Below are 25,304 nucleotides of genomic sequence, written 5' to 3'. Positions count from 1 at the left end.
TCGGGGATCACTTCCCTGTCAGGTCGGCCAGTCGTGTCGTGATGCGTGCGACCTCGTCCACGGCGATGCCGCGACGCTCCTTGATCTCGGCGACGACCTTCTCCGGCGCCTTGGCCAGGAAGTTGTCGTTGCCGAGCTTCTTGTCCGCACGCTCGAGTTCCTTGTTGGCCTCCGCGAGGTCCTTCTCCAGACGCTTGCGCTCGGCGGCGACGTCCACGGTGCCGGAGGTGTCCAGCTCCACCGTGATCGTCGCGTTCGACAGGCGCAGCTCCACCGACGCGGTCGGGGTGAAATCGGCCTCCGGGGCGGTGAGTTTCACGATCGACCGGACAGCATCCTCGAGACCGGCGAGGTCGGCGGCGGCAGCGTCGAAGCGGCCCGGAACCTTCTGCGAGGGTTTGACACCCTGGTCGGCCCGGAAGCGACGGATCTCCGTGACGAGCTTCTCCACGTCGTCGAGACGACGCACCGCATCGACGTCGGTGGCTGCACCACCGTTGGTGTTGGCCGCGGTCGGCCAGTCGGTGACGACGAGGCTGTCAGCGTAGCCGTCCACTCCCTCGGTGAGCACCGTCCACAACGTCTCGGTGACGAACGGCATTGAGGGATGCAGCAGACGGAAGACCGTGTCGAGGACACGTCCGAGCACCAACCGGGTGTTCTCGCCACGGGTACGCTCCTCTTCGGTGGCGGCGTCCCAGTCGCGGGGAATCTGCACCTTGGCGATCTCGAGGTACCAGTCGCAGAACTCACCCCAGGTGAACCGGTACAGGGCCTCGTTCGCGACGGCAAACTCGTAGCGGTCCAGGTGGGTGTCGACGTGGACGCGCAGTTCCTCGAGTTTGTCGAGGATCCAGCGGTCCGGATCGGTCAACTGATCGCGGGCGGGGAATGCGTCCTGCTCGGCGGCGGGCAGGACGCGGGCACCGTTCATCAGCGCGAACTTGGTCGCGTTGAACAGCTTGGTGGCGAAGTTGCGGGACGACTGCGCGGAATCCTCACCGATCGGCAGGTCGGTGCCGGGGTTCGCACCGCGCGCGAGGGTGAACCGCAGGGCGTCCGCGCCGTAGTCGCGCACCCAGTCCATCGGGTCGATGCCGTTGCCCAGGGACTTCGACATCTTCCGGCCGTGCTCGTCGCGAACCAGGCCGTGGAGGAAGACATCGGTGAAAGGCACCTGCGGGCGTCCCCCGCGCTGGCCTGCGCTGGTACCGGACTCACCGTCACCCAGCGTGGAACCGGGGACGGTGTCGGCGAAGGTCGCGAACATCATCATGCGGGCGACCCAGAAGAACAGGATGTCGTAGCCGGTGACGAGCACAGACGTCGGGTAGAACTTCGCCAGCTCGTCGGTGTGCTCCGGCCACCCCATCGTCGAGAAGGGCCACAGCGCAGAGCTGAACCACGTGTCAAGCACGTCCTCCTCGCGGTGCCAGCCCTCGCCGGTCGGGGCGTCGTCATCAGGGCCGCAGCAGACGATCTCGCCGTCCGGTCCGTACCAGATCGGGATGCGGTGACCCCACCACAGCTGGCGGGAGATGCACCAGTCGTGCATGTCGTCGACCCAGTCGAACCACCGGGGCTCCTGGGACGCGGGGTGGATGACGGTGTCGCCTTCACGAACCGCGTCGCCGGCCATCTTCGCCAGCTCCTCGACCTTGACCCACCACTGCTCGGAGAGACGCGGCTCGATGGCTTCCTTGGAACGCTCCGAGTGCCCGACCGAGTGGACGTACGGGCTGATGCGCTTGACCACGCGACCCTGCTCCTCCAGGGCCAGGCGGATCTCCTCGCGCGCCTCGAACCGGTCCATGCCATCGAACCGTGTCCCGGTGTTCGCGATGTGGCCGGTCTCGTCGATGACCTCGGGCATGTCGAGGTCGTGGCGGCGTCCCATCTCGAAGTCATTCGGATCGTGTGCAGGGGTGATCTTCACTGCACCGGTACCGAATTCCGGGTCGACGTAGTCATCGGCGATGACGACCATGCTGTGCCCCTCGATGAAGGGGTGCGGCAGACGCGAGCCGACCAGGTCCCTATAGCGCTCGTCCTCCGGGTGCACGGCGACGGCGACATCGCCGAGCATCGTCTCGACACGGGTGGTGGCGACATCCACGTGCGGTCCCTGACCGGAGGCGTCACCGTAACGCAGGGTGACCAGCTCACCCTCGTCGTCGGAGTAGACGACCTCGATGTCCGAGATCGCCGTGCGCAACACCGGCGACCAGTTGACCATGCGCTTGGCGCGGTAGATCAGACCGCGGTCGAAGAGTTCCTTGAAGATGGTCTGCACCGCGCGGGACAGCCCGTCGTCCAGGGTGAAGCGTTCACGGTCCCAGTCGACGGAGTCACCGATGGCTCGCATCTGCGACTGGATGACGCCGCCGTACTGTTCCTTCCACTCCCACACCTTGGCGGTGAATTCCTCGCGACCGTAGTCGAAGCGGTCCTTGCCCTCGGTTTCCTTGAGCTGACCCTCGACCTTGGTCTGGGTGGCGATACCCGCGTGATCGGAGCCGGGCAGCCACAGCACCTCATGGCCCTGCATGCGCTTACGCCGTGCCATCGCGTCCATCAGCGTGTGGTCCAGGGCGTGCCCCATGTGCAGCTGGCCGGTGACGTTCGGCGGCGGCAGGACGATGGAGAACGGCGGACGGTCACTGGTGGCGTCCGCGTGGAAGTATCCGGCGTCGACCCACCCCTGGTAGAGCTCGGATTCGACGTCGGCGGGAGTCCACTGCTTCGGGAGCTGGTCCGCCCGGTTACCGGTCCCGGAATTGCTGCTGGCTGCGCTGGCGCTGGTCTGATCAGTCACGGTTGCACAGTCTAGTGCAGAGGTCGGACACGGTTGAGATCGGCTTTCATCACGCCTGGACGTCCTCGTGCTCACTGTCCCTGACCACGGCATGCGGCCACACGATGTCGACGTTCTGAATCTCCTCCAACGTCGGTGGATCCTCCGCGGACCGGCTTCGCGGCTGGACCTTCCGCCCGACGTCGGGCAGTAGCACGGCCGGCGGCACATTCAACGCGTAAGCCAACTGATAGATCTTCTCCATCGTCGGATTCAGGACACGCCCGTTCTTGCCGGTGCCGTGACCGCGTTCGAAGTTCTGCACCTGGTTCCGACTCATCCCCGCACGCTGACCGAGTTCCTCCTGGGTCATGTCCGCGTCAACGCGAAGCAGACGGATGCGATGCGCCAGAGCCGACCCGTAGGTCTTCCAGTCGAGGTCCGGCGGCGGCGATTGCATACAACAGAATGTGCCCGCACAATAAGGTAGTGTCAGCACATTAGATTGTGCTCGCACCTACCTTCGACCTACCTCATACCTGGAGCCCTGCATGGACGTCGACCGGACCGACGTCGACGTCACCCCGGAACCGTTGTGCGTCGACGACCTCCGCGCGGGCCGCACACTGGTCGGTCTGTGCGAACACCCGGTGGACATCATCCAGGTCACCCCCACCGGCGACGGGGCGATCCTCGTCTACAGGCACCCGCGCGGGAACATCGACGAGTCCATCCTTTTCGGGGACGACCTGGTGGGACTGTCCCTGGCGGACTCGCACTCCCCGGAGCTCTTCACCGGAGACGCCGAAGAGTTCCGTCTGGCGGCGGAGGCCCTGCGCATCAGCACCGCCGGCCTGCACGACCCGATGCTGGCCGTGACCTCCAGCGACATCCAGCCGCTCCCCCACCAGATCAGGGCGGTCTACGGCGAGATGCTCCCACGGATTCCCCTCCACTTCCTCCTCGCCGATGACCCCGGCGCAGGGAAAACGATCATGGCGGGGCTCTACATCAAGGAGCTGATGCTGCGTGGGGACGTCGCCCGGTGCCTGATCGTCTGCCCCGGTGGTCTCGCCCCGCAGTGGCAGGAGGAGCTCCGGGAGAAGTTCGGCCTGCACTTCCACATCCTCGCGTCCAATTCGGTCGACAGTTCCCGGACCGGGAATCCCTTCAAGGACCACGACCTGTTGATCGTCCGCATGGACGCGGTGGCGCGCAGCGACGACGAACTCCTTCCCCTCCTGGAAGCCACCGAATGGGACCTCACTGTCGTGGACGAAGCTCACCGGATGTCGGCCTCGTCCGGATTCAGGAAGGAGCTGCGGAAGACTCGCCGTTTCCAACTCGGCGAATCGCTGCGCGACATCTCCCGGAGTCTGCTGATGATGACCGCGACCCCGCACAACGGCGACAACGAGTCGTTCCAGGCGTTCCTGTCCCTGTTGGACCCGGACCGCTTCGAGGGAGCCTTCCAGACCGGGACCGAGGTGGAGACCGTCGACACGTCCGGCCTGATGCGCCGGATGGTCAAGGAGGAGCTGCTGACCTTCGACGGACGCCCACTGTTCCCGGAACGCATAGCGACGACCGTTCCCTACCAGCTCAGCGAGCCGGAGGCACGTCTCTACGAGGACGTCACACAGTATGTGCGCACCGAGATGAAACGGGCAGAGGGGGCGATGAACAACGCGGAGAGCCGTGCGGTCGGGTTCGCCCTCACCGTCCTCCAACGCCGCCTCGCCTCCAGTCCGTACGCCATCTACCACTCACTGCAGCGACGGCTGGACAAGCTGGAGTCGTTCCGTTCGGAGATGGCGCAGGCATCGAGCGAGGGGCGCAGTCTCGTGTGGACGGGACGCGGGTTCATCGGCACCGCCGCAGACCGGGCGGCGGACGTGATGGCGGACGCCTACGCCGATGCTCTGGACGTCCCCGCCGGCGACATCGAAGACGCCGAGGACACCATCGTCATCAGCCCAGCCACCGCGGCACAGAACCTGCCGGAGCTGGACCGTGAACTCGTCGAGCTCCGACACCTGGTCACCACGGCGTCCACCGTGGTCAACAGCGGTGAAGACCGGAAATGGTCGGAGCTGCGCAGAATCATCGAGGAAGAGACCCTCACCGACGCCACGACCGGTGAGCGGCGCAAGCTGATCATCTTCACCGAACACCGTGACACCCTCAACTACCTGGTGCGCCGGATCAGCGACGTCACCGGCAGTGAGGTGGTCGCCATCCACGGTGGTACCGGCAGGCTCGACCGTCAGCGCATCAAGGCCAACTTCTCCAACGACGACCGGGTCCAGTACCTGGTGGCCACCGACGCCGCCGGAGAGGGACTGAATCTGCAGGCCGCCTACCTCATGGTGAACTACGACCTGCCGTGGAACCCCAACCGCATCGAGCAGCGCTTCGGCCGAATCCACCGGATCGGACAACGGCACGTCTGCCAGTTGTGGAATCTGGTCGCGGACGAAACCCGCGAAGGCGCGGTGTACAAACGGCTACTCGAGAAGATGGAGACCCAACGGAAGGCCCTGGGCACCCGCGTCTTCGACGTCCTCGGTGACGCCTTCAGGAACCGGTCGCTGCAGGATCTGATCATGCAGGCGGTGGTCTACATCGACGATCCCGCGCGCCAGGAGGAGATCGAGAAGATCATCGACGCGGAGGTGTCGGACGGCCTCGACGAGCTGATGCAGGAACGCGCCCTGGCCACGGAGACATTCACCCGTCGGGACCTTGAGCACCTGCGTGACCAGATGGACGCCGCGCGTGCCCGCAAACTGCAGCCCCACTACATCGCCCAGTTCTTCCGACGGGCCCTGGAGTTCCACGGTGGACGTTTCGTGCCGAAGGCCCGGGGCACCGCCGCGGTGCGCCGCCTTCCCCGCCCGGTCCATGACTGGGCCCGAAGTCACGCTGCCCCGGTCGCGGACCGCTATGACCGGGTGACCTTCGAGCCGTCCGTCGCCGACGCCGATGACCGGGCCGAACTGGTCACCCCGGGGCACCCGATGTTCGATGCCCTGGTCGACCTCACCGTGACACAGCTCAAGGGAACCCTAGAGACCGGGGCTGTCCTTGTCGATCCCACGGACGAAGGCACCACGCCGTGGATGCTGGCAGCCACGCTCCTCGAGGTGAAGGACGGCACCGGGAGCGCGCAGCACAGGGAGTTCGCCTATGTCCGGCTGAATCCTGACCTTTCTGTCGGCGATGCCGGTTTGGCCCCGTACCTGGACTTCGACCCGCTTCCGGAGAAGGTATCCGCCGAGGACGCAGTGGCTGCCGCAGCGCAGGCCGGCGAGTGGCTGGCGGACGACCCGTCGTCGATGATCCGGCAGGAAGTCACCGCCACCCGCGTGCGGGAGGTGCTGGACGCCACCCGTGACCGGGTACTGCCGGAGATCGACCACGAAGAGGAACTGGTGACCCGCCGGCTGAGCGCGCAGATGGACTACCTCGCGACGAAGGCCGCAGAGGCCCAGGAACAGCAGAGTCACTATGACGCAGGTGAGACGAAGAAGCCACCTTCCCAGTCGTACTCGGCACTGATGAATCAGGTCCGCACGCTCGATTCCCGGCTGCGGGACAGACTTGAGCTGATCGCACGCCGACGACGCCTCCGTCCGAGTCCGCCGACAGTCGCCGCACGGGCGCTGGTGATTCCGAAGGGGCTGCTGCGGGTCATCACCGGTGTCGACGCCGACGAAGTCGCCCGGCACGCCAAGGACACGGAGGAGGTCGACCGGCGTGCCGTTGCAGCGGTGATGGAAGCCGAGCGGAACCTGGGACGCCTACCGACGGAGATGCCCCACAACAATCCGGGCTACGACATCAGTTCGCGGCCAGGGGATTCCGTGGAGCCTTCGGTGATCATCGAGGTCAAGGGCAGGATCTCCGGCGCGGACGAGTTCTCCATCACGCACCGCGAGGTGATGACGGGGAAGAACACCACCAAGGACCACCGGCTGGCGCTGGTGGAGGTCAGCCCGGACGGCCCGGAGCACGACAGGGTCCGTTACCTGGCCGACTTCTGCCGCGGCCTGGCGGAGTTCGACGACAGCTTTCCGGTGACGACCTACACCCTGAACTGGGCGAAGACCTGGGCACGAGGTGGTGATCCCATGTAGCGCCGTCGTCCTCCCACCGCCCTCACGCCCACGACCTGGGCCTTCTTCCAGCGCGCCCATTTACCCCATAAAGCACATTTTACTGTGCTTTCGTCCTTCCGAAAGAGATCCCAATGACCTCCCCTGCCCCGCAGACCCGCCGCAAGCTCATCGAGGTGTCGATCCCCCTGGAGAAGATCAACGAGCAGTCGGCCCGCGAGAAGTCGATCCGGCACGGCCATCCGTCGACGCTTCATCTCTGGTGGTCCCGTAAACCGACGTCCACAGCCCGCGCCGTGCTGTTCGCCCAGATCGTCGACGACCCGGGGTCACGCCCGGACCTGTTCCCCACCAAGGAGGAGCAGGACGCCGAGCGGCGCGAGCTTTTCGAGATCATCGAGCAGATCTCGAACTGGGACACGGTCAAGAATGATCCTGAGGGATGGTTCGACAAAGCACGCGAGAAGATCATGCTGTACACGGACGGCAATCCGCCGGCCGTCGCCGATCCTTTCGCCGGCGGCGGCTCGATTCCGCTGGAGGCTCAGCGGCTGGGCCTGGAGGCGCACGCCAGCGACGTGAATCCGGTGGCCGTACTCCTAGAGAAGGCGCTCATTGAGATTCCACCGAAGTTCGCCGGGCAACCCCCGGTGTTCCCTGGTGCGGCGGAGTTGCTCGACAGTAATGACAGTTCCGCGTGGCCCGGAGCGACGGGCCTCGCTGAAGACGTGAAGCGCTATGGCGAATGGATGTTGGAAGAGGCCAAGAAGCGGATCGGCCACCTCTATCCCGATGCAGAGCTGCCCGATGGAACGAAAGCCCCCGTCATCGCCTGGCTCTGGGTACGAACAGTCGCGTGCCCAAACCCAGCGTGTGGCATTGCTGCACCACTGACGAGCTCATGGTGGGTGTCGAAGAAGAAGGGGAACGAAGCCTACATTGCTCCCCACATCATAGATGGAGAACTCAACTATCTGATCCACAATGGAATCGAAGGAGGCCCCAAAAAAGACGATGATGGCACGGTTGACAGAAATGGCGCCCGCTGCATTGCCTGTGGCAGCACTATTAAATTTGAACATATTCGCTCAGAAGGCATGAAGAAGAACATTGGGGAGGACCTAGCATGCATCGTGGCCCAAGGAACCAATGAAGGAAGAACCTTCAGAAAGTACCTGTCGCCACAATTCAACCACTTAAGGATAATCCCCACAGAGGCCCCTAGACCCAGAGGTCCACTTCCGGAAAGGGCCCTCGGTTTTCGAATCCAAGCCTACGGCTTTGAAAATTATGCAGACCTTTTCACAGCACGACAGGCCACCGCATTGAGTACTTTCAATGACCTGGTTTCCGAAGTCCGACAACTCATCTCCAAAGTAGGAAGTAAAAGCTACAGCGACGCAGTTTCAACAATGTTGGCCATATCCGTAAGTCGCTGCACCGACTACTGGTCATCTTTCTGCAGTTGGCACAATTCCAAAGAACTAGTACGGAACGTGTTCGCACGCCAAGCAATCCCGATGATCTGGAACTTCTGTGAAGCACTCCCCTTCTCCTCCTCCAGCGGAAGCTTCGACGGGCAACTAAAATGGATCACGAAGGCCATCAGAAGCTCCCCTGCATCACCAGACGGATACGCCAGAATTAGTGCAGCAACCAAGACAGAACTCGATAAAAGAGTTCTATCCACAGACCCACCATACTATGACTACATTGGATATTCTGACTTATCGGATTTTTTCTACGTATGGCTGCGAATGAGTCTTCGATCAACATTTCCGGAGCTATTTAATAGTACTCTAGTTCCGAAAGTTGACGAACTTGTCGCTAACCCTTACCGTCACGGCGGCAAAGACGGAGCCCAGAAGTACTTTGAGGGAGGATTTATCGAGTTCTTCACAAAGGCAAGGGAAGAATATAATGAATATTTCCCCGCTACAGTGTACTACGCTTTCAAGCAACAAGATGCGAAACGGAATGATGGGACAGCATCGACCGGTTGGGAAACAATCCTTGAAGGGATAATTCGCTCAGGTTGGAGGATCACCGCAACGTGGCCAATGCGATCAGAGATGATGAGTCGGTCGGTGGCATCGGGCACCAATGCCCTCGCGTCATCCATCGCCCTCGTGCTGCGCCCGCGCTCTGAGAACGCGCCGACCACCACCCGTCGTGACTTCCTCCGTGAACTGAAGACCGAGCTCCCCGGCGCGCTCCGGGACCTCCAGCGCGGCACAGTGGCCCCGGTGGACCTCCCACAGTCCGCGATCGGCCCGGGCATCGGCCTGTTCTCCAAGTACAGCGGCGTCCTCGAGAACGACGGCAAGAAGATGACCGTGCGTTCCGCACTGCAGGTCATCAACGAAATCCTCGACGAAGTCCTCAGCGAACAGGAAGGCGACTACGACGCAGACACCCGCTTCGCACTCGCCTGGTTCCGCAGCTACGGCTTCGACACCGAAGCCTACGGCCACGCCGACAGCCTCGCACGCGCCCGCAACACCTCCGTCGACCACCTGCACCGTGCCGGCATCCTCCACAGCGGACAAGGCAACGTCCACCTCTACTCCCCCAAGAAACTCCACGAGGTCGACACAGCACGCGGCGAGCACTACAACCCCTCCGAGGACGACGAGACCAGCGCCTGGGAAACCGTGATCCACCTCGCCAAGGCCCTCGAGTACGAAGACGGAGTGGAGTCGGCCGGACGCCTGCTCGCACTGGTCCCCGAATCCATCGACCACGACCTGTGCAAACAGCTCGCCTTCCTGCTGTTCCAGATTTCCGAACAGCGCGGCGAGGCCAAGACGGCGCTCCTGTTCAACCAGCTGGGTACTGCCTGGAACGACATCGAACAGGCCGCGCGAAACGCGCCCGGCCCTGACGAGAACACGGACAGCACAGACGACACCGGCACCAGCGCCCTCTTCTAGACACCACACCACCACGAAAGGACCCCGATGGCACAGAGCAACCGCGGTCGCGTCAATGACGGATTCGAGATCCTCGCTGCAGCCCTCGACCGCTTCCTCACCCGGGTGATCGCCGTCGATGACAACTCCAGTTGGATCGACATCCTCGAACTCACCGACAACCAACGCGCCAACGGGCGCGGGCGCCAGGAGTACTCCGCCAGCGACCCCCAGTGCTCACTGCGCTTCATCACCGAAGGCACCACCAACCGGTTCCGTACCGGATGGTGGCCTCTGCGCCGGTACCTCGACCGTCCCGAAGAAGCTCTCGCCTCCGAACTCCGCGAAACCCGGAACCTCTGGGCCCACAACGCCGCCTTCAACGCCGACGACACCTACCGCGCCCTCGATACGATGCAACGTCTGGCGACCGCGATCAAGGACAAGAAGGCCGCCGAAGAACTCGCGGCCCAGCGCAACGGCGTACGCATCATCCAGGATCGCAAGGACGACGAGGCGAACAGTCGCTCCGCCGACATCAACATCAGCGGTGACAATCTGCAACCCTGGCGGGAGATCGTCACCCCGCACCCCGATGTCGCCAACAACACGTTCAACGCCTCCGGCTTCGCCGCCGACCTGCACACCGTCGCAACCTCGTCGACCAACAGCCGTCACCGGTCCACCGGGCGACACAGCATGCCCGAGGAGATCAGCGCCGACACCGGACGGGTGTCCGCCGGCGCGGACTACACCGACCCGCAGCGATTCTTCGAGCGCACCTATCTCACCGAAGGTCTCAAGGACCTGCTGGCCAAGGCGCTCCGTCGCACCTCGGGAGACACCACCGCCTCCCCGGTAATCAATCTGCAGACCAACTTCGGTGGTGGCAAGACCCACTCCATGCTCGCCGTCTGGCACCTCTTCGGCGGGCTGGACCGCAGCACCCTTCCGCAGGACATGCAGGACCTGCTGGCCACCGACGAACTCACCCGGGCACTCGACGCCGTCGACGGGGAGATCCCGACGAATGTCCGCCGGGTCGCGCTCGTCGGCACCGAACTTGTCGCCGCCGGCGGCATGACGAAGCCCGACGGCACGACCATCAACACGATGTGGGGCGAACTCGCCTGGCAACTCGGCGGCGCAGAAGCCTACGAGATCGTCAAGGACTCCGACCTCAGCGGAACCAACCCGGGAGAGAATCTCCGCCGCCTCCTCGAGAGCCACGGACCTGCCGTCATCCTCATCGACGAGTGGGTCGCCTACGCCCGTCAGCTCGTCAACCGCACCGGCCTGGCCGGTGGTGACCTGTCCACCCAGCAGACCTTCGCACAGTCACTCGCCCAGGCCGTCGCTGCAACACCGCAGTGCATGCTGCTGGTGTCCATCCCCGCCTCCGCAGAGATGAAACCCGGCGAGTTCGTGGACGGGATGGTCGACGACGAAGAAATCGGCGGTGCCAACGGCCGCGAAGCACTCACCGCCCTGCTCCAGATCATCAACCGGCAGGCCGAACAGTGGCGTCCGGCCGAGTCCAACGAGAGCTTCGAGATCGTCCGGCGCCGCATCTTCGAGGAGGTCAGCGACTCCGACCAGGAGAAGATCCGGCTGATCGCCCAGACCATGCGGACCTTCTACTCCAGGAACGAGGACGCCTTCCCGCCGGACGCCGTCCGACCCGACTACGCCAGCAAGATTGAGCGCTGCTACCCGATCCACCCGGAACTGTTCGACCGTCTCTACCAGGACTGGGCCACACTCCCCCGCTTCCAGCGCACCCGTGGTGTGCTGCGACTGATGAGCACCATCGTCTCCGAACTCTGGCGCTCCGAGAACAACAGCCCGCTGATCCTCCCGTCCGACATCCCCATCGGGAAACCCTCCGTGACCAACGAGCTGGCCCAGTACCTCGACGACAACTGGAAGCCGGTGATCTCCACCGACGTCGACGGCGACGTCCCCCGTGAGATCGACAGCCGCAGCTCCCTGTTCGGCCCCCGGCGCGTGGCGACGCGTCTCGCCCGCACGGTGTTTTTCGGCGCGGCTCCCCGCAGCCGAGGTACCGGAATCGAGAGCCGGTACGTCACCCTGGGAACCGCTGTCCCCGGCGACAAGATCGGCAATTTCCACAGTGCCCTGTCTGCGATGTCGAACCGGTCGACCCACTTCTACGAGAACAAGAGCCAGTACTGGTTCGACACCGCGGCCAACATCACCAGCGAGGTCCGCGAGCGTGCCGAGGCGCTCAGCCCCGACGACATCAACGAGGAGATCTCGAAACGGCTGCGGACACTCACCGACGCCTGGAACAGGAGCCACCGCGACTCGGTGAAGGTGGTCTGCACCCCGGCGTCCAACGGCGACATCCTCGACGAGGAACAGTTGCGCCTGGTGATCATTCCCCCGTCCTACCCGGTGGACAGCGGAAACTCGGCCGGCGCGGCCGGGGAATGGGCCCGGTCCGCCACCAACAACGTCGGCCTCAAACCGCGGACCTTCAAGAACACCGTGGTCTACCTGGCCGCGGACGCCCGACGTACCGACAGCCTCAACGACGGCGTCCGGCAGTACCTGGCGTGGAGTAGTGTGCAGCGCGACCGGGAGAAACTCGACCTCACCCAGTCCACGGCGTCCCAGGCGTCGACGCAGACGCAGAAGACCGACCAGACCGTCGACGACCGTCTCATGGAGGCCTACCAGTGGGTCCTCGAGCCGGTGGAGTCCAGCGACTCCACGTACAACTACGTCGACCTCGACCACCAGGCCATCCACGGCGGCAACGAGATCATCCGCCGCGCCATCGACAAGCTCCAGACGATGTCGGCCTTCGCCACCCAACAGGCGCCGCTGCTCATCGCCAACGCCTTGGCCAACAACACCAATGACACCTGGCGCAAGAACGGTCACTACCGCTTCGGTGACCTGTGGGACATGTACCCGAGGTATCTCTACATGCAGCGGGTGCTCAAGCGCAGCGTGGTGGAGGACGGTTTGCGCCACGCCGATGGCGGAACCTTCAACCTGGACGACCGTCCCTTCGCCTTCGCCGATGACGTGTCCGGCGACGGGGACGACCGCCGGTACACACACCTGCGTTGGCCGGACGACGGGACGGAACTGCCACCCGGCGCTCTCCCCGATTCGCTCCTCATCGTGACGCCCGATGCTGCCCGGGCACAGTTCCAACGCGAGCATGCGGAACGCCAACGTCGCCAACAGGAGGAGTCCACGGCAGGTCCCCTGACTCCCGACGAGAGCGACACTGCCGAAGGCCACGACACGACCGACGACGGGAGCCGGAGCAGCAACTCCGGGACCGGCGACGCACGCACGCCGTCACATTCTGCCGGAGGGTCCGGAAGTACCCGCTTCACCGCCACGTTCCAGCTTCCGGTCACCGGTGGCGTGGGGCGCTACGCGATCATCGATGACGAGGTGTTCACCCACCTCAGGAACCTCGGAGCCTCGGGAGGGTCCGTGTCGATCTCCCTCGATGTGGAGGCGACGGCCCCTGAGGGCTTCTCGCCCACCGTCCAGAAGATGATCCGCGGGAGTCTCGCAGAGATGCCCGACGCGGACGGGAGTTTCGAGTAGTCCCGAGAGAGTCAGTCCAGCTCCCACAGGGCCCGGACAGGGAGTACGTAGATCCAGTCGTGGAGAACATGGACGGGCTTTCCACCATGGAGGACCACACCGATGACGTCGTGGCCCGCCACTTTGTCCCTGAAGCGTTCCAGCTTCTTGTAGGCGTCGGTCTTCACCGTCTGACCGCTCTTGACCTCGATGGCGATCAGCCTACCGTCCAGGAGGTCGATCACCAGGTCGACTTCGAGGTCATCGTTGTCCCGGTAATGGTAGATTTCGAACGCCTCTGACGACCACCCTTGCTGCTTGATCAGCTCCAGCATGACGAGCTGCTCGACAACAGCTCCGTAGAACTCACGCATCCCTGGTTTCTGCACATTCCCCTGTGTCAATCGCCCCAGCCCCGCGCTCAAGCCGGTGTCGGTCAGCGCGGCCTTCGGCCTACGTACAGCCCGCCCACGCACCGGTCGGGTCCACGACGGAACCTCTACCAGGAGGTTCATCGTCCGGAGTGTCCGCAGGTACGTGCCCATGGTGCTGTCACTCGTTCCGAGATCGCTCGCAAGACGGCTCTGCACGATCTCAGATGCTCCTCCTGCCGCCAGCAGGCGGGTAAGCTTCTCCATCTCGTCCGGGAATCCACCACCGCGGTACTCATACGCGTCATGGTCCGCGAGTCTCCTGATGTAAGTCCGGAACCACGCATCGCGCCGTCGCGGAGTACGGAACGTCGCTTCAGGAAAGCCACCTGCGAGCGCCACCTCGGGTGACAACGGTTCTTCTACACCGGCAACCGCTCTACCCAGTTTCCCGACCAGGTCGGAGACCGCGGGGCGGTGGAGCAATGCTGCCACGAAGTCCTCAGGCCGATCTCGTCGGGCGAGTTCACCCTGACTGAAGGGCATGAGTCGGACCGATTCGACTCGACCTGCGAGAGAATCCCCCACTCCCCGTACCCGGAAGACATCCGCGGACCCGGTGAGCAGGAATCGCCCGGGCCGCCGGTCGCGGTCGACGTTCGCTTTCAATGGGAGCATGATCTCCGGTACCCGCTGCACTTCGTCGATGACCAGAGTGCCGCGCCCCGCCTGCGCCACGAACCCTGTGGGGTCCAGCCTGGCAGCCTCAAGCGTCTCAGGATCGTCGAGAGTCACACTGACAACCGGCTCCCTGCAACGGGACGCCAGTTCTGCGACCAGGGTACTCTTCCCGACTTGCCGCGCACCATGCACCACAACGACAGGTGTGTCCGCCAGCGATTCCTCCACCGCTGACGATTGAAACCTGGGTACCGGCCCTTCTCCTCGCATGCTGCGATACTACCAGGCAACATATCCTCCGGAGTACAGGTGAGTCGAAGAACCGCGACACTGAGTTCGAAGATTTGAGGGCACTCCATTCGAAGATCCGCGACACTCTGCTCGAAGATTTGAGGGCACCGCACGGCCCCCGGAAACCTCAGTGCTTCCACTTCACCGCCCGGGTCACCAGCTCCTGCAGGTGCTCGGGTGACACCGGCTTCAGGTCCGTGGCCTCGAGGCTGACGTTCACGTTCTTAGGACGCACCGGCACCGACGAATGCGTGTGACCGTGCACGGTGCAGTCGAACCCGTCCCGACTCGTCGTACCTCCGCGCGCTGACCAGCGGGCAAGGGCCGATGTCAGGTACGGGTCCTCCACCTTCTCCGGTGCGGGGATATGGGTCAGCAGCACCAGCCACCGGCCTACACGGATCTGCAGTTCCAGCTCGATGACGTCGAAGACCTTGCGGTAGGCGGGGGTCCACTCCGTCACCGAGTCCAGGCCGAACATCGGATGCACCCGGTCATGGTTCCCCGGCAACAGGATCATGCGTAGGCCCTTCTCCGCCTTCAACCCGGCGAGCAGGTCCAGGGCGTCGGCATCACGCCGCACCGTCCGGGACCTCCCGCAGATGGTCGAGAATCACCCGGTCGTGCTCGTCTGTGTCTGCGAATCCGCGCAGTTCCGAGACTTTCCGGTGCCCGAGGTGCAGATCCGACACCGGCCAGACGTCGTCACTGTGTGTGCTCATGGCAGTCAACGATAGTTAGCTGTGCTTCCCCAGGGCGGAATGCGAGTATCACGGCTCCGAGTCGCACAACTCGATGGCTCCAGACTCGCATTCCGCCCCTCCATCTCCAACCAGCCAACACTCCCGCGACCCGCGACCACCCCAAAGGGCGTCGACAGCCACAGGCAGCAGGCGTACAACGGAAGCCATGAGCAATTTCAGTGTGAACAACCCGTCCACCGGCCAGACCGAAGACACGTTCACGAGGATCGAGGACTCCGAACGAGACGACATCCTCGACCGCTCCACCGCCGCCTACCGGTCCTGGCGCACCACCACCATCGACGAACGCGCCGCCGTCCTGCGCCGTGCCGCCGACATCTACGAAGAGAAGACCGACGAGCTCGCGTCCTACATCGGGCGTGAGATGGGCAAGCTGGACAAATGGGCCAAGGGAGAGCTCAGCATCGTCATCGGTATCTACCGCTACTACGCCGAGCACGCCCACGAGCTCCTCGCCGACAAGGAGCTGCCGGCCCAGGGTGCCCAGCACACCTACGTGCGCAAGGATCCGATCGGCCCGTTGCTCGGCATCATGCCGTGGAACTTCCCCTACTACCAGGTCGCCCGCTGGGCCGCACCGAACCTCCTGCTCGGCAACTCGCTGGTACTCAAGCACGCCTCGATCTGCCCGCTGTCCTCCCAGGCATGCCAGGACATCCTCGAGGAAGCGGGTCTGCCGAAGGACGTCTTCCAGAACATCTACGCCTCCGGCTCCCAGATGGACGCTTTCGTCGCCGATCCCCGCATCGCAGGTGTCTCCCTCACCGGTTCTGAACGAGCCGGTTCTGCAGTGGCGAAGACCGCCGGGGAGAACTACAAGAAGTCGGTGCTCGAGCTCGGTGGCAATGACCCGTTCATCGTCATCGACGATGACAATCTCGATTCCGTGCTCGACGAGTACGTGGGCATCCGCATGTACAACACCGGCCAGGCCTGCAACGCCCCGAAGCGGCTGATCGTGATGGAGAGCTTCTACGACCGAGTCGTCGACGGCCTGGAGAAGCGCATCAGCGCGCTCACCGCCGGCGCCTGGGACGACGAGAACGCCGATGTCGGCCCGCTGTCCTCCATCGACGCCCGCGACGAGATCGTCCAACGTCTCGCCGACGCGAAGGCCAACGGCGACGCCACTGTGCGGGTCGGTGGTGGCAGCATCGACCGTCCGGGTGCCTACATGGAGCCGACGCTGCTCACCGACGTCGACCCGACGGCGGACGTGGGCTGCAACGAGGTCTTCGGCCCGGTGGCCATCGTCTACAAGGCCAAGGATGTCGACGACGCCGTGAAGATCGCGAACAACTCCGACTACGGACTCTCCGGGTCGGTCTACGGCACCGACCTGAAGGTCGCCGAAGAGGCTGCGGCACGCCTGGAGGTCGGCATGTCCTTCGTCAACGAGGCTTCCGTGACCGCCGCCGGCCTCCCGTTCGGTGGCGTGGGACGCTCCGGTTACGGACGTGAGCTCGCCGAATGGGGTGTCGGCGAATTCGTCAATGACCACCTGGTGCGGGTCTCCAAGCAGTAGCCGCAGGGACCTGACCCTGGTGCAACAGCAACCCCACAGGTTGGTCTCCCCGACCTGTGGGGTTGCTCTGTGTCTCCATGACGGCCATGACGGCCACTGACGGGCCACCCCTTCCACCGGGGGCAGTTCTGCTGTGGCGACTGCACCGCATATGCTGATCCGGTAACCCCGCCGCGGGCCTGCCGCGCTGTACCGACGTTTCCGGAAAGCCGCCACATGAGCACCAGAACTGACGCGCCCTCTGCGCCTCCCAAGCACCCCGTCGACCAGGTCCCGCCGAAAGGAAAGCTGGCGGTTCTGTCGACCCAGCATGTCCTGGCGTTCTACGCCGGTGCGGTGGTCGTGCCGCTGCTGATCGCCAGCGGTCTGGGCCTCGACGCCGAGACCACGATCCACCTCATCAACGCCGACCTGTTCACCTGTGGCATCGCCACCCTGATCCAGTCCGTCGGCTTCTGGAAGGTCGGTGTCCGTCTGCCGATCATCCAGGGTGTGACGACGACCGCGATTTCACCGATCATCGCGATCGGCCTGGCGACCACCGGCGGCGAGGGCGGAGTCGAAGCACTCCCCGCCATCTACGGTTCGATCATTGTCGCGGGCCTGTTCACGTTCTTCGCCGCGCCCTACTTCGCGAAGTTCATCCGGTTCTTCCCTCCGGTGGTCATCGGCACCGTGCTGACCACGATGGGCATCACCCTGCTGGGTGTGGCCGCCAATGACATCACCAGCTTCGCCGAGGGCACGCCCGACGCATCCGACATGGCGTACGCGGGAGTGACTCTGGCCGTCATCCTGCTTGCCCAGCGTTTCTTCAAGGGTTTCCTCGGTACCCTCGCCATCCTCATCGGCCTGGTGGTCGGCACGGGCGCGGCAGTCATCCTCGGGGACGCCGGCTTCAACGACGTCGGATCGTCCGACTGGGTGGGCTTCACGACCCCGTTCTACTTCGGCGCCCCGGAGTTCGTGCTCACCGGGATCATCTCGATGTGCATCGTCATGCTCATCACCATGGTCGAGACCACGGGCGACGTCTTCGCCGCCGGCGAGATCGTCGGCAAGCGCATCAAGAAGAACCACATTTCCGCCGCACTGCGTGCCGACGGTCTGTCCACCACGCTCGGCGGCGTGCTGAACTCCTTCCCCTACACCTGCTTCGCCCAGAACGTCGGGCTGGTGCGGATGACCCGTGTGCGCTCACGCTGGGTCGTCGCCGGTGCCGGTGTGATCATGATCGTCATCGGCCTGATCCCCAAGGCCGGTGCCGTGGTCAGCGCGATCCCCGGGCCGGTGCTCGGAGCGGCCAGTCTCGCCCTGTTCGCCAACGTGGCCCTGGTGGGCATCCAGACACTCGGCAAGGTCGACCTCGCCGACAACCGCAATGCCGCGGTGATGACCATCTCCATCGGGCTGGGCATGCTGGTCGCCTTCAAACCGGACATCGCGCAGCTGTTCCCAGACTGGGCCCAGGTGTTCTTCGCCTCCGGTGTCACCACCGGCTCGATTGCGGCGATCCTGCTGAACCTGTTGTTCTTCCACGTGGGACGGCGCCCCTCCCCCGATGTGACGCGTGACGCCGGCGGGCGCACGATCACGCTGGAGGACGTCAACGCCATGGACCGCGACACCTTCGTGGAGACGTTCGCCCCGCTGTTCAACAACACGCTGTGGCCGCTGGAGGACGCGCACGCCGCTGCACCGTTCACCACCGTCCAGGATCTGCGGGACGCCGTCCAGGAGGCGGTCCTCACCGCCGAGCGCGGCGACCAGAAGGCCCTCATCCGCGACTACCCGTCCATGGCCGAGCTGCTTCTGGACCCGGAGGCGTCCGAGCGCATCTCCGGTTTCGCCGGCTCTGTGGCCCTGGAGAACCTGGACACAATGGACGATGTGGAGCAGGAGCAGCTCGTCGAGCTGTCGGAGCGTTACCGTGAGCGTTTCGGCATGCCGTTCGTCACCTGCCTGGGCCGGTTGGATTCCCGCACCCAGATCATCAGCGAGGGGATCCGTCGGTTGGAGAACTCCCCTGCCCAGGAACACGTGCAGCTGCTCGGGGAGGTCGTGGAGATCGCCAACGACCGCTTCAACCACATGATCGCCGACGCCAACCCGGTGGCGGCCGCCTGGGAGAGCAAGTTCGACCACCTGGAGCAGTAACCTCAGGACGACTCAGCCGACTCAGTCGTCGCGCAGCGCCTTGATCAACTCATCCTTGGTCATCGACGAGCGACCGGAGATGTCGAGCTCCTGGGCCCGCTCGTACAGCTCGTCCTTGCTCCACTGGTCGTAGCTCGGTGAGTCCCCGCCACGTCGGCCCATCTCGGAGCGCGAGGTGTTCGCTGCGGCATTGGCGACCCGGGCGGACTTCTCCTTCGACTCGCCCTCGTCCCGGAGACGTTCGTAGAGCTCCTTGTCCTTGACCGACGGGCCGGGGTCGTTCTGGTCGTTCTGGTTCTTCTGTCCGTTCTTCTCAGCCATGCATCCCGAGGGTAGTCCTCATGTGCGAGGTGGCGTCGAGCATCGCCCGTCGAGCCCCGGCCCACAACGCCACCGAGTTGATGAAGGGATGCACCAGGCCGCGGTGCCGTCGAAGAGTCACGGGTGTTCCCGCTGATTCGAGCCGCCTGGCGTAGGCCTCCCCTTCGTCCCGTAACGGGTCGAAACCTGCCACCGCGACATAGGCTGGCGCCAGACCGGAGAGGTCCGGCGCCAGCAACGGTGACACCAGGGGGTCTGTCGGGTCCACCGCCTCGGTCAGGTCACCGCTACGGCCGAGGTAGTGGTGTTCGTACCAGTCCATCTGCGCCGCGGTGAGGTAGAGCCCCTCACGTCCGAACTCCTCGTAACTCGCTGTCCGGGATGACAGGTCCGTCACGGGGACGAACAGCTGCTGCAGCGCAGGTTGTGCCCGTCCGTGGTCGCGCAGCCACAGGCAGCAGGACGCGGCGAGGTTGCCGCCGGCGGAATCGCCGGAGATCACGAGGCGGTCGGTGTCCACCACCGTCCCGGCCACCCGCGCACCGTCCTGGAGCGCGGCGAACACCGCTGTGGCATCCTCCAGGGCTGCGGGGAACGGATGCTCCGGGGCGAGACGGTAGTCGACGGATACGACGGTGACACCGCCCTCCACGCACAGGCTGCGGCACGCGGCGTCGTGACTGTCGAGAGAGCCTGTCACCCACCCTCCGCCATGAAAGTAGACCAGCGTCGGGCGGGGCTGTTCCACGGCCGTATCCGACGGCTTGTCGAGGTAGACCCTGACCGGTACACCGGCGATGTCGGTGTCGGTCACCTCGGCGACACGGACCTTCCCCGCCGCCAGGTAGGCCTCCCGCTCCACGATCCGGCGGGAATGCACCGGAGGGACGTCGACGATGTCGAGCGAGCTGACGACCTTGAGAGACAACAAGGTCGCGGCCACGTCCGGGTCCAGCACGTCACCGTCCCGGTTCCGGCGGCCGCCCCATTTCCGCCATGCGGATCCGGGGAGCCTTCCGGTGACGGCGCCCAGCAGGCGTGCACCGGCGGCGGTGACCGTGTCGACGAATCCGGGACGGAACTCCCCGTTCCCGGGATTCAGCGTGGCCGTGTTGTGATTCAGGTCATTTTGTCGGGACATCCACCCACTGTGTCACAGCATCCCGGCCTCGCGCACCGTATTGAGTTCGGACGCCAGCTCGTCGGCGGTGGCACGGATACGCTCCTGCTGACGCTCGTCGAGCTCCAGGCCCCGGACGATCTCCCACGTCCCGTTGACGGAGCGGCAGGGGAAGCTGGCGAACAGACCCTCAGGGATCCCGTAGGAGCCGTCGGAACGCATGGCGACAGACACCCAGTCGCCCTGCGGGGTGCCGTGGACCCAGTCGTGCATGTGGTCCACGGCAGAGGACGCCGCCGACGCTGCCGAGGACGATCCACGGACGTCGATGATCTCGCTGCCCCGCTGCGCGACCCGCGGGATGAATTCCTCGTCCACCCAGGTCCGGTCGAGGGACTCAGCGACGGGTTCCCCGTCCATCCGCAGTTCGGCGATGTCCGGGAACTGGGTCGACGAGTGGTTACCCCACACCGTCATGTTCGTCAGACGCGTTGTCGAGGTCCCCAGCTTCTCGGCGAGCTGAGCGAGTGCGCGGTTGTGGTCCAGCCGTGTCATCGCGGTGACCTGACCGGCCGCGAGCCCGGCGTGGGCGTCGAGGATCGCGGCATTGGTGTTGGCCGGGTTACCCACGACCAGCACACGCACGTCGGGCGAGGCATTCCGTGCGATGGCCTGCCCCTGTGGTCCGAAGATCTTCCCGTTGCCGGTGAGAAGGTCGGAACGCTCCTCACCCTTGCCCCGCGGCTTCGCGCCGACCAGGAAGACAGCGTCGGCTCCCGCGAAACCCTCCTCCGGGTCGTCGGTGACGGTGACGCTGTCGAGGAGAGGAAAGGCGGAATCCGACAGCTCCATCGCCACCCCCTCGGCCGCACGGCGGGCGTCGGGAATCTCCAGCAGCCGCAGGGCCACCGGTCGGTCACCGAAAGCATCGCCGGCGGCGACACGGAACAGCAGCGAATAGGCGATCTGACCGGCGGCTCCGGTAACGGTGACTGTGACGGGTGTGGTGGCTGTCGACATGGTGCTCGACCTCGTTCCTGGTTGGGTTTCGGTGATAGTCCGGCATATGGTCGGTGCCCTCCCAATGTAAACGTGTTCCACATTCCATGCCCCCTCCCCCTGTTCCGGTGCCCCCTCATTGGTGGGGAGTGCAAACATTGTGGTCAACTCGTTCGTTGGTAGCGCTTAGCATGGGTACTCCATGGCAACATCAGATGAGAACATCGGCTTGCCGCGCCTTCGGGCAGCCCCACCGGGTGTGTACTCGTACCGACCCCTTTACCCCCGGGATTCGTCCTGGGGAAGGGAACAAGAGACCAGGCCAGGAGAGCCCTTGTGATGACCGACCCCGTCGAGCTGCCAGGCAGCCACCGGCGTTACGACTGCCCGCCGGAGGAGTACCAGCTGATCCTGGATACCGCGATCCCTGAGCTGGTGCGTTCCGGCCTGTCGGCCGATACCCGGGATATCGCGGTGGGTGCAGGCGTGTCGCCGGCCCACCCTCTGCTGCGCGACACGCGCGTGCTGTACGACGAGGCGATCCGTTTCGCGTTCCGTCGTCTCTGGCCTCGTCCGGAGGATCTGGACGTCGAACGCCTGGTGCCCGCCGAGGCCGTCCGTTCGCTGGTCCGTACGGCGTACCGTCGGCACCGGGCCAACCCGGACGCGGTACGGCTGGTCATCGCCGAGAACGTGATGTCACGGACCCACCTGGAAGGACGCTCCGATGTTCTGGAGTCCTCACCGGTCGTCCTGCAGATCGACCGGGTGCTGATGCGGGGTCAGGACTACGGGGCATTCCGGCCCGGCATCTCGGCCGAGGACGTGTACGTACTCATCACGTCGCTGTGCTGTTTCCCCGCCTCACAGGGCACCATGTTCCAGTTGCTCTACGGCACCGACATGGACCATGCCGCGACCGTGGACGGGCTCGAGAAGCTGGCGTGTGACACCGTGCTGGCGTTCCTCACCACGTCCATGCCCACGACACAGGGCAGTTCCTACACCCACGCAGCACCGACCACGACCACGCCGTCGTCCGTCTCGGCATCGCTGTACACCGCAGGCGACGGTGGTTCCGTGGAGGAGGTCGTCACCTACCGCCCGGAGGACCTGCCTGATTTCACCGAGCCGCAGGATGAGGCTGACGAGGATGACGGATCCGTCGACGACCACATCGCCGCGCTCTACGACGACTGACCGCTCCTCCAGACACGATCTGGTCAGGCGCTGCGGCGGTCGCGTTCGGCGACCTCTTCGTGCGTGAGGAGCTGCGGTTCCTCCTCCCCGTCCACACTGGCACCGGTGATGATGACCTCCCCGGTGTCCTTGTCGTCGGGGATGGCGTACATCACGGGCAGCAGGAGGTTCTCCACGATCGACCTCAGGCCACGGGCACCGGTCTCCCGTTCGAGAGCCTTCCTGGCGATTCCGCGCAGGGCCTCGTCCTCGAAGGACAGCTGGACGCCGTCCATGTCGAAGAGGCGCTGGTACTGGCGCACCAGGGAGTTCTTCGGTTCGGTGAGGATACGCACCAGGGCGTCCTCGTCGAGATGCCCGACGTGGGTGATCACGGGGAGGCGGCCGATGAGTTCGGGGATCAGACCGAACTTGACCATGTCCTCCGGCTCGACGAAACGGAACGGATCCGGGTCCTCGTCCGACTTCCCGCGGATCTCCGATCCGAAGCCGACGCCCTTACGCCCGCGCCGTTCGGCGATGACCTTCTCCAACCCGGCGAACGCGCCGGAGACGATGAACAGGACGTTCTTCGTGTCGAACTGGATGAGCTCCTGGTTAGGGTGCTTGCGGCCGCCCTGCGGCGGGACGGCGGCGACGGTGCCCTCGAGGATCTTCAGCAGGGCCTGCTGGACACCTTCACCGGAGACATCGCGGGTGATGGAAGGACTCTCCGACTTGCGGGAGATCTTGTCGACCTCATCGACGTAGATGATGCCCTGCTGCGCCTTCGCCACGTCGAAATCCGCGGCCTGCAACAGCTTGAGCAGGATGTTCTCGACGTCCTCACCGACATAGCCGGCCTCGGTGAGGCTGGTGGCGTCGGCGATGGCGAAGGGCACGTCCAGCATCCTGGCCAGGGACTGCGCCAGATAGGTCTTGCCGGAGCCGGTGGGGCCGAGCATGAGGATGTTGGATTTGGTCAGTTCGACCGCATCGTCGTTCCGGCGGGCGCCGGCGTCATCCGTCTCGGCACGGATGCGCTTGTAGTGGTTGTAGACGGCGACCGCCAGGGTGCGCTTGGCGTCGTCCTGACCGATGACGTACTCGTCGAGGAAGCTGGTGATCGCCGCGGGGTGTGGCAGGTCGGCGGTGTCACCGGACGGGGACGCGCCGGCGGCGAGCTCCTCCTCGATGATCTCGTTGCAGAGCTCGATGCACTCATCGCAGATGTACACACCGGAGCCTGCGATCAGCTTGCGGACCTGCTTCTGGCTCTTTCCGCAGAACGAACACTTGAGCAGTTCGGCGCTTTCCTGCATCGATGGCATGTGAGACGAACTCTCCTGTGAAACGTGTCGGCAATTCGTGGGTAACGCGTCCGGCCCATCATACCCCCGCGCCGTGCGCCACGGCGTCCCGACACAGTGTCCCGAACCACCTGACGCGGCCGGTGCACTGTGGTTCCACTCGGCGCACATCGGGTCACGGAGGTGCCGCGGGGCCGTCCGGGCCGCCGGGGTAGACTGCCACCGGAGCAGCTGCCACTGACGAGCAAGCAGCTGAAGAAAGCCCGACCGAACGACCAGGAAGAACCCCTTGCCCCCGTCCATCACCTCCCTGACCGACCACGCCTGCCTGGTGGTCCACGGACCTGACCAGCCCGGTCTGGTCTCCGTCATCGCCGCACTGATAACCCGGAACAAGGGCAACATCATCTCGCTTGACCAGCACTCCTCTGATCCGGAGGACGGCGGGTTCTTCCAGCGCATCGTCTTTCACCGTCAGAACCTCGTCACCGTCATGGACGACATCAGAGGTGACCTGGCGGAGACCCTCGCGCCCTACGACATGGCGTGGTCACTGTCCGACCGGTCCCAACCCAAGCGGATGGCGATACTGGCGTCCAAGGACGACCACTGCCTCCTCGACCTGCTGTGGCGCCAGCGTCGCGGTGACCTGCCGGTCACCATTCCCATGGTGATCTCCAACCACACCGGGAGCGTCGAGGACGTCCGCTCGTTCGGGGTACCGTTCTTCCACGTCCCCTCGCAGGCGGGGCCGGACAAGTCCGCATCCGAGGCGGAGATCCTGCGCCTGCTGAAGGGCAACGTGGACTTCATCGTCCTGGCCCGCTACATGCAGATCATCTCCAGTGACTTCCTGGAGCAGGTCGGTGTACCCGTGATCAACATCCACCACTCCTTCCTGCCGGCGTTCATCGGCGCCGCCCCTTACCGCAAGGCCAAGGAGCGCGGAGTGAAACTCGTCGGCGCCACGGCCCACTACGTGACCGAGAACTTGGACGAGGGCCCGATCATCGAGCAGGACGTGGTGCGGGTCAGTCACAGGGACCACGTTCCCGACCTGAAGCGGCTGGGCGCGGAGGTCGAGCGGTCCGTCCTGTCCCGGGCCGTGCTCTGGCACGCCCAGGACAAGGTGATCCGGACCGGGAACACCACGATCGTGTTCTAGTCCCCTGTGCGGACGGCTCGC

The 25,304-nt window shown here is 64.7% G+C and carries 16 protein-coding genes; 7 read left to right on the top strand and 9 right to left on the bottom strand.

Annotated features, from left to right (window positions below; all coding sequences use genetic code 11):
• Window positions 1-7: 7 nt before the first annotated feature.
• Together FS507_RS05585 and FS507_RS05580 are read right to left on the bottom strand one after the other, a co-directional pair.
• Window positions 8-2,908, bottom strand: a complete 2,901-nt coding sequence (locus tag FS507_RS05585; RefSeq protein ID WP_145941805.1) for a valine--tRNA ligase — start codon at window positions 2,906-2,908, stop codon at window positions 8-10.
• The gene (locus FS507_RS05580; RefSeq protein WP_145941804.1) at window positions 2,865-3,254 is read right to left on the bottom strand and encodes a helix-turn-helix domain-containing protein; all 390 of its coding nucleotides are present in this window, start codon (window positions 3,252-3,254) and stop codon (window positions 2,865-2,867) included. Before FS507_RS05580 ends, FS507_RS05585 begins: the two co-directional genes overlap by 44 nt.
• A gap of 91 nt (window positions 3,255-3,345) precedes the next feature.
• Between FS507_RS05580 and FS507_RS05575 the strand changes: the two genes are divergently transcribed.
• From FS507_RS05575 to FS507_RS05565, 3 genes are all read left to right on the top strand, one after another.
• Window positions 3,346-6,933, top strand: coding sequence for a helicase-related protein (locus FS507_RS05575; RefSeq protein ID WP_260853174.1), 3,588 nt, complete (start codon window positions 3,346-3,348; stop codon window positions 6,931-6,933).
• A gap of 113 nt (window positions 6,934-7,046) precedes the next feature.
• Window positions 7,047-9,845 (top strand): DUF1156 domain-containing protein, encoded by a 2,799-nt coding sequence (locus FS507_RS05570; protein ID WP_145941803.1) that lies wholly within the window; start codon window positions 7,047-7,049, stop codon window positions 9,843-9,845.
• A 27-nt stretch (window positions 9,846-9,872) separates the two neighbouring features.
• Window positions 9,873-13,421 carry a DUF499 domain-containing protein gene (locus FS507_RS05565; protein ID WP_145941802.1) on the top strand — a complete coding sequence of 1,183 codons (3,549 nt, stop codon included), beginning with the start codon at window positions 9,873-9,875 and terminating at the stop codon, window positions 13,419-13,421.
• Between the two features lie 11 nt (window positions 13,422-13,432).
• Here the strand turns inward: FS507_RS05565 and FS507_RS05560 are convergent, their stop codons facing one another.
• The 3 genes from FS507_RS05560 to FS507_RS17560 form a co-directional block, all read right to left on the bottom strand.
• A complete protein-coding gene (locus FS507_RS05560) occupies window positions 13,433-14,722 on the bottom strand; it encodes an ATP-binding protein (RefSeq protein WP_145941801.1) in 1,290 nt (429 codons plus the stop codon).
• Window positions 14,723-14,870: 148 nt separating this feature from the next.
• Complete coding sequence (locus tag FS507_RS05555; protein WP_145941800.1) at window positions 14,871-15,326, bottom strand: hypothetical protein; 456 nt, start codon at window positions 15,324-15,326, stop codon at window positions 14,871-14,873.
• Complete coding sequence (locus FS507_RS17560; protein WP_186314568.1) at window positions 15,316-15,465, bottom strand: hypothetical protein; 150 nt, start codon at window positions 15,463-15,465, stop codon at window positions 15,316-15,318. Before FS507_RS17560 ends, FS507_RS05555 begins: the two co-directional genes overlap by 11 nt.
• Window positions 15,466-15,652: 187 nt before the next feature.
• Here FS507_RS17560 and FS507_RS05550 point away from each other — a divergent pair, with 187 nt between their 5' ends.
• Both FS507_RS05550 and FS507_RS05545 read left to right on the top strand, forming a co-directional pair.
• Window positions 15,653-17,032 (top strand): NAD-dependent succinate-semialdehyde dehydrogenase, encoded by a 1,380-nt coding sequence (locus FS507_RS05550; RefSeq protein ID WP_145941799.1) that lies wholly within the window; start codon window positions 15,653-15,655, stop codon window positions 17,030-17,032.
• A gap of 216 nt (window positions 17,033-17,248) precedes the next feature.
• Entirely contained in the window at window positions 17,249-19,189 is a 1,941-nt protein-coding gene (locus FS507_RS05545) for a solute carrier family 23 protein (protein ID WP_145941798.1), read from the top strand.
• Window positions 19,190-19,210: 21 nt separating this feature from the next.
• Here the strand turns inward: FS507_RS05545 and FS507_RS05540 are convergent, their stop codons facing one another.
• The 3 genes from FS507_RS05540 to FS507_RS05530 are packed head-to-tail and all read right to left on the bottom strand — an operon-like array spanning window position 19,211 to window position 21,650.
• Entirely contained in the window at window positions 19,211-19,510 is a 300-nt protein-coding gene (locus tag FS507_RS05540; RefSeq protein ID WP_145941797.1) for a DUF7218 family protein, read from the bottom strand.
• The gene (locus FS507_RS05535) at window positions 19,503-20,651 is read right to left on the bottom strand and encodes an alpha/beta hydrolase (protein WP_145941796.1); all 1,149 of its coding nucleotides are present in this window, start codon (window positions 20,649-20,651) and stop codon (window positions 19,503-19,505) included. Before FS507_RS05535 ends, FS507_RS05540 begins: the two co-directional genes overlap by 8 nt.
• A 12-nt stretch (window positions 20,652-20,663) precedes the next feature.
• Entirely contained in the window at window positions 20,664-21,650 is a 987-nt protein-coding gene (locus FS507_RS05530; protein WP_145941795.1) for a malate dehydrogenase, read from the bottom strand.
• 318 nt (window positions 21,651-21,968) lie between these two features.
• On the opposite strand from FS507_RS05530, the gene FS507_RS05525 reads away from it, so the two are divergent.
• Window positions 21,969-22,829, top strand: a complete 861-nt coding sequence (locus tag FS507_RS05525; protein WP_186314567.1) for a TetR family transcriptional regulator — start codon at window positions 21,969-21,971, stop codon at window positions 22,827-22,829.
• A 23-nt stretch (window positions 22,830-22,852) separates the two neighbouring features.
• Here the strand turns inward: FS507_RS05525 and clpX are convergent, their stop codons facing one another.
• A complete protein-coding gene (gene clpX, locus FS507_RS05520) occupies window positions 22,853-24,139 on the bottom strand; it encodes an ATP-dependent Clp protease ATP-binding subunit ClpX (RefSeq protein ID WP_186314566.1) in 1,287 nt (428 codons plus the stop codon).
• 268 nt (window positions 24,140-24,407) lie between these two features.
• Between clpX and purU the strand changes: the two genes are divergently transcribed.
• Entirely contained in the window at window positions 24,408-25,283 is an 876-nt protein-coding gene (gene purU / locus FS507_RS05515; RefSeq protein ID WP_145941794.1) for a formyltetrahydrofolate deformylase, read from the top strand.
• Window positions 25,284-25,304: the final 21 nt, after the last annotated feature.

The organism is Corynebacterium glyciniphilum AJ 3170 (assembly GCF_007673095.1).
GTDB lineage: Bacteria > Actinomycetota > Actinomycetes > Mycobacteriales > Mycobacteriaceae > Corynebacterium.
Note: the sequence above shows the minus strand (reverse complement) of the source record. Positions and strands in the feature narration are given on the sequence as shown.